The sequence below is a fragment of the uncultured Fretibacterium sp. genome (assembly GCF_938040765.1).
Classification (GTDB): domain Bacteria; phylum Synergistota; class Synergistia; order Synergistales; family Aminobacteriaceae; genus CAJPSE01.
Map to the genome: position 1 here is coordinate 1 of NZ_CALIAA010000028.1, position 9,020 is coordinate 9,020.

7 protein-coding genes are annotated in these 9,020 nt (G+C 62.2%); all 7 read left to right on the forward strand.

The genetic code is table 11. The features are described 5' to 3' along the window. Positions 1 to 91 precede the first annotated feature (91 nt). Entirely contained in the window at positions 92 to 1,027 is a 936-nt protein-coding gene (gene codY / locus Q0176_RS00850; RefSeq protein ID WP_299298092.1) for a GTP-sensing pleiotropic transcriptional regulator CodY, read from the forward strand. Between the two features lie 101 nt (positions 1,028 to 1,128). After that, the gene (gene flgB, locus Q0176_RS00855) at positions 1,129 to 1,530 is read left to right on the forward strand and encodes a flagellar basal body rod protein FlgB (protein ID WP_299298094.1); all 402 of its coding nucleotides are present in this window, start codon (positions 1,129 to 1,131) and stop codon (positions 1,528 to 1,530) included. Positions 1,531 to 1,561: 31 nt separating this feature from the next. Further along, entirely contained in the window at positions 1,562 to 1,981 is a 420-nt protein-coding gene (gene flgC / locus Q0176_RS00860) for a flagellar basal body rod protein FlgC (RefSeq protein WP_299298096.1), read from the forward strand. Between the two features lie 102 nt (positions 1,982 to 2,083). Beyond that, on the forward strand, positions 2,084 to 5,218 hold the full coding sequence (locus tag Q0176_RS00865; protein WP_299298098.1) for a DEAD/DEAH box helicase: 3,135 nt from the start codon (positions 2,084 to 2,086) through the stop codon (positions 5,216 to 5,218). 203 nt (positions 5,219 to 5,421) lie between these two features. Then, positions 5,422 to 7,869 (forward strand): hypothetical protein, encoded by a 2,448-nt coding sequence (locus tag Q0176_RS00870; protein WP_299298100.1) that lies wholly within the window; start codon positions 5,422 to 5,424, stop codon positions 7,867 to 7,869. 61 nt (positions 7,870 to 7,930) lie between these two features. Next, a complete protein-coding gene (locus tag Q0176_RS00875; RefSeq protein WP_299298102.1) occupies positions 7,931 to 8,539 on the forward strand; it encodes a hypothetical protein in 609 nt (202 codons plus the stop codon). After that, positions 8,536 to 9,020, forward strand: a 485-nt coding sequence (locus tag Q0176_RS00880) for a hypothetical protein (RefSeq protein ID WP_299298104.1), incomplete at its 3' end; no start/stop codon positions are given. The genes Q0176_RS00875 and Q0176_RS00880, both read left to right, overlap by 4 nt.

The following is a 9,020-nucleotide window of genomic DNA, read 5'->3' on the forward strand; positions in this document are numbered from 1 at the left end:
GGGTCACCGGAGACAAGTTCGGCCAAACAAAGAGGAGCGCCCGCCGGGAATGGGCGAGGCGGCCGAAAGGTTTCAAGGAGGACTTCGATCGATGAAAAAAGAGGCTGGGACGGCCCGGAACTCCAGAAAGGCCAGCTTGAAGGAAAGGCCTACCGTCGCGTTGGACGACGGAAAAGGAAATTTGCTGAACGCGAAGGCTTTGGGTATAAAGGATTCCGATGCCGTCGAGGCGGCGCTGAGGGATCTTCTGGAGAAGACCCGGCAGGTGGGGCGCGCTTTGCAGAGCCGCCGCGAGGGAGACCCTCTGGACTACACCAGGTTGGCCAAACTGCTCTCGGAGTTTTCTACCGCCAATGTCTACATCGTGGATCAGTCCGGAAAGCTTCTGGGATATACCTGGCTTCCCGAGTACGAGTCCCGGACGCTTCTGGAGAGCATGAGGGCGGGGGCGATGCCGGCGAGCCTGGCCGATAAGATGAACCGTTACCGGGAGTCCGTGATCTGCGACGAGGATGCGTTTCTGTTCGATGACCCCAGCTCGGTGAAGAGGCCGGAGAAACATCTGATGTACGTCCCCATCTACGGCGCTGCGGCGGAACGGCTGGGGACGGTCCTTCTGGTCCGTTTCCATGCGCCCTTCGTGGTCCGGGACGTGCTGCTGGCGGAGTACCTGGGGTCGCTCGTCGGTATCGAGATGCTCAACGACCGGAACCGCACCATCGAGGAGCACTCCCGCGACCGTATCGCCGTTCAGATGGCGATGCGCGCCCTTTCCTACTCGGAGATCGAGTCCATGAAGCACATCATCGCGGAGCTCGGGGGACAGGAGGGGGTGGCCGTGGCCAGCAAGGTCGCGGATCGGGTCGGCGTGACCCGCAGCGTCATCGTCAACGCTCTGCGCAAGCTGGAGAGCGCCGGATTGATCGAGAGCCGCAGCCTGGGGATGAAGGGCACCTACATCAAGGTGCTCAGCCCTCTTTTCGTGGAGGAGCTGGGGGTGGCCTCATCCGCCCGCGTCGCCTATTGACGCGCAGCGGACCCGGGGGATAGGGTGCGGACAAACAGGGTTGTTTCGTGTTCCGCAGGTCTCTCGCTGTAGTATAATTTGGGCGGGGAGGAGTGAGGAACATGTTGGGCGAGTTCACCTGGAGCGTACTGGAGAAGGACATGGAGGGCTTGGCACAGCGCTTCAAGGCCGTGTCGAGAAACGTGGCCAACGCGGATACCCCGGGCTACACCCGGCGCAACGTTTCCTTCGAGGACCAGCTTCGGGACGTCATCCAATCGGGGAAAAAACTGCGCATGACCGTTACGGACCCCGCTCATATCCCCACGCGCCCTCTCCTGGTCTCGGACGTAAAGCCCGTGGAGCTGAAGATACGCGACGAAGCGTATCGACTCGACGGCAACAACGTCGACCCGGAACGGGAGATGGCGGTCATGGCGGAGACGCGCATGATGTATAACGCCATGAACCGTCTGGCGGCCAAAAAACTTGCCATTTACCGCACCGTCATAGCGGGACGATAGTTTTTGCGGTGCTGAGGAGAGAGCTCGGATCATGAGAATATTCGAGAGCATGGAGGTTGCGGGCAGCGCGCTGACGGCTCATCGCCTGTGGATGGACACGATATCCTCCAACCTGGCGAACATCAACACCACCCGCACCCTTGCGGGGGGTCCCTACAAGCGCAGGGTGCCGGTCTTCGCCGAGATGCTGGACAGGACGATCGGCGGGTACCAGGACATCGGGGGAGTTCGCGTCTTGGAGATCGAGGAGGACCAGACCCCGCCCCGTCTGGTCTACCAGCCGGAGCATCCGGACGCCAACGCCGATGGGTATGTGGCCTTTCCCAACGTCAACCTGGTTCGGGAGATGACGGATATGCTTGTGGCGAGCCGTGCCTACGAGGCGAACCTTTCCGTGGCCACCAGCGCCCGCGATATGTGGAACGGCGCCTTGGAGGTCCTGCGCGGCTGACTTTGTGAGGCATTTTTTGTTTTTGTCCGCTGACGATGATTCCGACGGATTCCCTCCGTCGGTTTTTTTGTTTTTTACCTTTTTCTTTGGGGAGGTTTGAGCGTGCAGGGACGGCAACGCCCCGTGGTGGGCGATTTGGATGGATTGAAGGAGCTCTGGGAGAGCGGGGGAAGCGTGCACGACCGCGCCGGCGGCGCGGCCCGGGCCTGGATGTGTCCGGAGGGACGCGTCGCAGCCGTCTTTCCCGACGTGCGCCAGGCCTCGGAGTTTGCACTGGACCGTAAGGCATTTTTTCCCGATAGGCCCCTCTTCCGCCTCGCCGAGCTTCCTCTGACCCTGCAGACGATCGGCAGCCGGCCGCTTCTCCTTGAGCGGGGGGAGACGATCCGGCGCTGGACGACGGAGGGCGGCGTTCTGGTGGCAACCCCGGGGGCCCTGATGTCCCCCTGTCTCATGGCCGATGGGGAGCTTCCCGTGACCTGCGGGGAGGAATATGCCAGGGACCGCCTGCTGGCCTGGCTCGAGCGCAGCGGATATCAGCGTGCGGACCTCGTCTGGTCGCCGGGGCAGTACGTCCTGCGCGGTTTCATCATGGACGTCTTCGACCCCGCCCACGCTCTTCCTTTGCGTTTCGAGTTCTTTGACGACGTCGTGGAACGGATCGGCGCCTTTCAGCCCTCGACGCAGAAGACCGCAGCCGGGCTCGACTCGGTCTGCCTGCACAGCCTCTCCGGCGCGCAGGCGTTCATGCCGCCGGCCCTGCTGCCGGCCGACACTCGGGTCATCCTCTATGAACCTCAGAGTATCGAGGCGCAGGCCGTCTCCTTCCATTGGCTTTGGGATGAACTGTGTTCGGAGGCGCACGTCGATCCCGTCCCCTCCTGGGATGAGGTGTTTCGCGACTTGGCGCGCTATCCGCGCCTGAGGGTGACGCGCGGAGTGGATTGGACGGAGGCTCAGCTCGACGTGGAGGAGCTTCCCCCCTTCAAGGGGGACTTCGGGGCGGTCCTGCGCCTTTGCCGGGACCTGGACCGGCTCGGCTGCGCCGTGTGCGTGTACAGCGAGAACGCCCGGTTCCTGGACGGGGAGAACGGACCGTTCGCTCAGACTCCCTTCGTCGAGGTCCGGAAAGGGGCTCTTTCCTCGGGCTTCGTGGACAGGGCCGCGAAGCGCGCCTTCATCTCGGACCGAGAGCTCTCCGGGGTCTCCGCCAGAGCGGCCTCCTCGGAATGGCGCGCTCCGCTGGAGTGGCGGGATCGGCTGTCGGCAGGGCAGCTTGTCGTACACGAGGACTACGGACTGGCCGTCTTCCGCGGCATCGAGGAGATCGTCTCGGCGGGGGCCTCCATGGACGCCCTGGTGCTCGAGTTCGCCGAGAACAAGCGCCTTCTGGTCCCCGTCCTCCAGTCCCACAAGCTCACGGCGCTGGCGGAACACCAGAGCGACGAGACGGAGCTCGATACCCTTCGGGGCTCCCGGTGGCGCAAGTCCATGGAGAAGGACAAGAAACGGGCCCAGGAGGAGGCCAGGGCCCTGATCGAGATTTTCGCGCGCCGCGAGCTGGAGCGCCGAGACCCCCTGACGGAGCCGGGCGAGCTTTACGAGTCGTTCGTCAGGGCCTTCCCGTACACGGAGACGGCCGACCAGCTCAAGGCCACGGCGGAGATCATGGAGGACCTGTCCGGCCCCTTTCCGATGGACCGCCTTCTCGTCGGCGACGTAGGGTTCGGCAAGACGGAGGTCGCACTGAGGGCGGCTTTCCGAGCCGTCGCCGCGGGGCGTCAGGTCTGCGTACTGGTCCCGACGACGATCCTGGCTCAGCAGCATTACGGAACCTTCCGTTCCCGCCTTTCGGGCTTTCCGGTCTCTGTGGGGATACTCTCCCGATTCACCTCGAGGTCGGAGGCGGGGCGCACCGCGTCGAGCGCGGAGGACGGGTCCGTCGACATCGTCATCGGGACGCACAAGCTGCTCCAGAAGGGGATCAAGTTCAAGAACCTGGGCCTTCTCGTCGTCGACGAGGAGCACCGTTTCGGCGTCATGCACAAGGAGAGCCTGAAGCGGACCTATGGGGCGGTCGATATCCTGAGCCTGTCGGCAACCCCCATACCGCGCACTCTGGCGATGGCGCTGAGGGGGCTGCGCAGCATTTCGGTGCTCTCCACGCCCCCGGAGGACCGCCTGCCCGTAACGACCTTCGCGGGGCCCTGGCAGACCGCGCTGGTGCGTAAGGCCGTGGCCTGTGAGCTGGAGCGGGGAGGGCAGGTCTATTTCGTCGTCAACCGCATCGCGCGTATGGAGGAACAGCGGCGGATGCTCGCCGCTTTTTTCCCCGAGGCCAAAATCCACGCCGCGCACGGCCAGATGCCGGAACGGGAGTTGGAGAGGACGATGCTGGACTTCTACGCGGGGGCTATCGACATCCTGATCTGCACGACGATTATCGAGAGCGGCCTGGATGTAGGCCGCGCCAACACGATCATCGTGGACGACTCCCAGGAGCTCGGGCTGGCCCAGATGTACCAGCTCCGCGGCCGGGTGGGGCGCCGCGGGGAAAGCGCCTTCGCCTACTTCTTCTATCCGGAGCGTGAGGAACTGAGGAAGGAGACGGCGGACAGGCTGGAGGCCATATCCACTCTGACGGACCTGGGGTCGGGCTACTCGATTGCGCGGCGGGACCTGGACATCCGGGGCGGAGGGGAGATCGGCGGAACCACGCAGCACGGAAAGAGCAGGACGGGGGGCTTCAGCCTCTTTTATCGGATGCTGGAGGAGGAGCTGGACCGCCTGCGCGGAGTGGAGAACCGGCTGACGGAGGTCGCCTACGACCAGGGGGGCTCCATCCCCGCCTTCTACATCCCTCAGGAGGGGGTGCGGGTCACGCTCTATCGGCGTCTCCTTCAGGTGGTGGGGCTGGACGAGCTCATGGCCCTGATGGGGGAGATGGAGGACCGTTTCGGCCCCCTTCCCGAGCCCGTCCGTCTTCTCACCGGCCTGACGGCGATACGGAACTGCGGGGCCGCCTTTGGGCTGCGCACGGTCTCGGTCAGGAAGGGGGGAACCTCGGCGGAGGGCAAACTCGACGGGCTGGCCCCGTTTTTGAAGAAGAAGCGGGGCTGGACCATTCTGGGCGCTCATGCCGTCGGGCCCGGCGGGGTTCCGGGGGCCTCCGGACTCTTCGAGGCGATGCGGGAGGCTGCGGAAGCCGGGGAGCGATCTCCGTCGCCCGGGGAATAACCTTATGGCTGCCGGCCTGTTCGCCCTATGGATTTGACCTTTTGTGCGCTTTCTCTTACAATGCGGTTGGCTCACCTTTCTTTTTGGACGGTGATCGTGAGGACGAAGTCTGCGAAATATTGGCCCTGACGGCAGGGCGGATGGGAGCTTGCGGGGCGTGAAGCGCCCGCCCCATCCGGGCCGTGCAAGGGAGGTCGATGTTCGTGAAAAGGCGGTCCGTCTACGAAATCTTTTTGTTCCTGCTCTTCCTCTTGCTGCTGTTCTCCCTGGGAGGTTGCAGAGGAAGCTCCGGCGGGGCGGGGCCCGAAGCTCCGCCTCGATCCTTGCCCGCGCCTCAACCCAATCCTCCTTCCCCCAAGCCTTTGCCCAGGCCGCAGCCTCCGGTCCCGAGCACCAAGCCCTCGAATCCCGATCCGAACCCACCGAAGGCGCTGAAAAGCGATACGGACGGGGATGGAGTTCCCGACGTCTGGGACGCCGGTCCGCTCGATCCGTCGCGCGGAGCCTACCCCGAGTACGCGGAGGCTGAGAAGGGCAACTCCTCGAACAACGGGATCGATTACGCGGAATTCAAAGATGCCCCCGCAGCGATGCCCGCCGCCATATCGGGCGTTTTGGACAACAGCGCCGGCTACGACAGCGACTGTTTTGCGGTCAGCTTAGACAGGGCGGGGGCCTATTCGGTCCTGGTCGCCCACACGCCGTTTATGAACCCCGTCATGAGCATCGAGACGGGGAAGAACGAGGAGCCCCTGACCGTGTCCAATATGCCGGGACTTCCGGTAAGTGACTGGACGTGGGCGCAGTACGACATTTCCCGTCCCGGGGTGTACTGGTTCACCATAGCGACAGTGGCGGAGACCGCACAGAAGTGGCGTTACCAAGCGCTGATCTTTCCGGATGAGTACGCCGATGGCATCCCGGACGAGCTGCACGACCTTCTGGGCATGGACAGGGGGTATGAGGACACGGATGACGACACCCTGCCCGACCTCATGGAACTGCTGACGGTACTGCGCCGTCTGGAGCCGTACCGCGAGGCCGGAACCTTTTCCGACTCCGCCTGGCGGAATGCGGTCAACCCCGGCAACTCTCCCAAGGGCGCCGTGTGGCTGGACCGGAACTCCGACGCGGACGGCGACGGCATCCCCGACTTCGTTGAATATTACCCCTTCGACAGGATCATGACGTTCAACCTGCCCTTGGATCAGTTCTTTCCCCGCAACGACACGGACGGCGACGGCATCCCCAACTTTCTCGATACGGACAGCGACGGCAACGGGGTGCCGGACGGAGTGGAGGGGACCGAGGATTCGGATGACGATAGAGTCCGCGATTACATCGATTTCGACGACGATCAGGACGGCCTTCTGGATGTGAACGACCCCGACCGGCTGAGGCCCGCGGAATACCTGGAGGAGCCGCAGCCCTACATTACGGGGCTCTTCGACAGGACGCTGGGGGCGGAGGGCCTAGCCGTCCCCGGCGACGAGGTGGAGCTTCAGGGCTCGTTCGTTCCGGGGGCCGATGCGAGCAGCGCATGGATAGCGATTCGCGAGTCGTGGCGGCATGGCGGTAAGCGTGGTACACCGCTGAACCTAAGACCCGCGTCCGTGACGGACGGCAAGGCGTCGTTCAGCTGGCCCGAGGGAACGGGCGAGGGGCACTGGGAGGTCTTTTTGTTCCTCGGCAACCGGCGCACGTATGCCATAACGGTCCGTGTGGTGAACGTCCATACGCCGATCATTTCCTCCGCCGTACAGACGGACGGCGGCAGGGTGCGCGTCGAGGGGAGGAACCTGAACGTGGCCCTGAGTGTGGTGTTCAGCGATGACGTGTTGTCCGTGGACAACTCCGGGGGCGAGCCCGGTCACTTCGAGGCGCCGCTGCCGGAAAGGGCGGACTCCGGCCCCTTGTATGTGGTCGGCAGTTACGGAAGAAGCGAGTCCGTCGTGTTCCTTCGCCGGAAGGAAATCATCGGACGGATCGTTCTGCCCGAGGGAGTTCGGGTGGAACTATCCTCTTTGGCCGTTTCCTTGTTGTTTGATGATGTGGAGTTGAGGCCGACATCCGATGGCCGCTTTGGCCCTTTGAATTTGCCCCGGGACGTGACATGCAGTCTGTATACCTTCCTGCCTCCGCGAGACGGAGAGGAGGACGAGCGGATATTTCTGAAGGGGTTCTACATTCCGGGGGATAAAACCATAATAATCGACAGCATGAGCACCGCGCTGACGGAAATCTGGCCCATAGTGCTGATGCAGAGGTATGTAAAAGGGTATGAGGCAGAGGTTCGGGAACTGATGTTGAAGCTGCCGGAGGTCCGGGCATTGGGCGAGGTCATTGCCAAGGGCCTGGCTGGGAGCCTGGATTATTTGGATGTGGACTTGAAACAATCGGTACCGCGGATGCCTCAGGAACATGAGCAGGCCCTCCACAATGCGTGGAATGCGGTTATCAAAGCGATGAAATTGCGAGAAGGGAAGGTAAGGGGACGCAGCAGGTCCTACGATATTTCCCCCAAGGGGGGAGCTCAACGGCTTTTTCATGCCCTTTCTCCAACGCAGCACTCCTGCAGTTTCTCCGCCGGCGGGTGGGGACTGCATACGGTGATGCTGTTGGGGGGCGATGCGCCCGACGACAGGACGTAAGGTATTCCGCAAATCCCCCGGTTACCCCGGGGGATTCACATATCATGGAGGCAGGAAGCCGATGGAGACGTTTTCGGAGGTCCAAAGCCTGGGGCCGTGCAGCGAGGAGGCCGAGGCAGCGCTGACCGACGAGGTGATGCTGTCGCTGTGGTACGGCGGCTTGAACAGGATTTACGTGCAGAAATTCCGTGAAGAGGGACGATGGATTTTCGAATTTATCCCTGATATCCCAAGGGAATGTTTCAGGGCCTGGACTTGGGACAATCCCCACATGCGTGCCTCCGCCTATTATTGTAAAGCTGTATTCAGCCTGCTGGCAACGGCGTCAATGGGTGTTATTTGGGGCGGTTCCTGTGTCGGAGGCTTTCTGGACCGTATGGAGCATACCGCCATGCTGGAAAATCTGGGGCTGTTGCTTCGCAGCATTCTTATCCCTTGGGGTCTCATCGTCATTCCGTTTTTCGTGTTGTCGTATAAGAGGGGATACAGGGTATGGATATCCCATTACCGAGTTTTGGCCAAGGCTTTGAAAGGGGGGCGGGACGCCGATCTTGCCGATCGTGTGCGTATGGAGGAGATGCGCTGTGCGATCTTGGGCTGGGCATGGAACAGCGGCTATGTCCGGTATGCCGATCATTGGCGGCTGAAATACGGGAGAGGAGGGCGGTGAGCGTGATGCCCTTGAGCTTTTCCTTGGGAATCTCATGGCTTATTATGGCGGCTCTTCTGGCTTTTTTCATTCCGTGCGTTCACCTGTGGCGTTCCTCGAACTTCATTCCGCCTCGTGCAAGCGTGCAGGAGGGAGCTTATGCCGTTTTCGGAGTGCTGAAGGCATTTTGCCTGATGAGCTTCGTCATTGCGTTGGGGCCGATCGGCTTCTATGCCGAACTCCACCCGCTCTATGCAGCGCGCTGCCTGGATGTGGCCGGAATATTTTTTTCACTGTGGGCTCTGATGCTCTACTTTGAAGCTCCAATCTGCGGCCTGTTCGATGCGGACGACGAGGAGGTGCTGACCGACAAGGAAATGCTCGCTTTGTGGTATGGCGGCTTGAACGAGAAGTATTTTTTGAAGAAAATGGAATCGTATCGCTCGGAACATCGCAGGGCCATCTCGGAGAAAGTGGCGGTAATCAATTTTTCTCATACATG

Excerpts from the sequence above, each read along its gene's own strand:
- flgB (WP_299298094.1), top strand. The coding sequence starts at position 1,129 with ATGTTGGGCGAGTTCACCTGGAGCGTACTGGAGAAGGACATGGAGGGC.
- flgC (WP_299298096.1), top strand. The coding sequence starts at position 1,562 with ATGAGAATATTCGAGAGCATGGAGGTTGCGGGCAGCGCGCTGACGGCT.
- codY (WP_299298092.1), top strand. The coding sequence starts at position 92 with ATGAAAAAAGAGGCTGGGACGGCCCGGAACTCCAGAAAGGCCAGCTTG.
- Q0176_RS00875 (WP_299298102.1), top strand. The coding sequence starts at position 7,931 with ATGGAGACGTTTTCGGAGGTCCAAAGCCTGGGGCCGTGCAGCGAGGAG.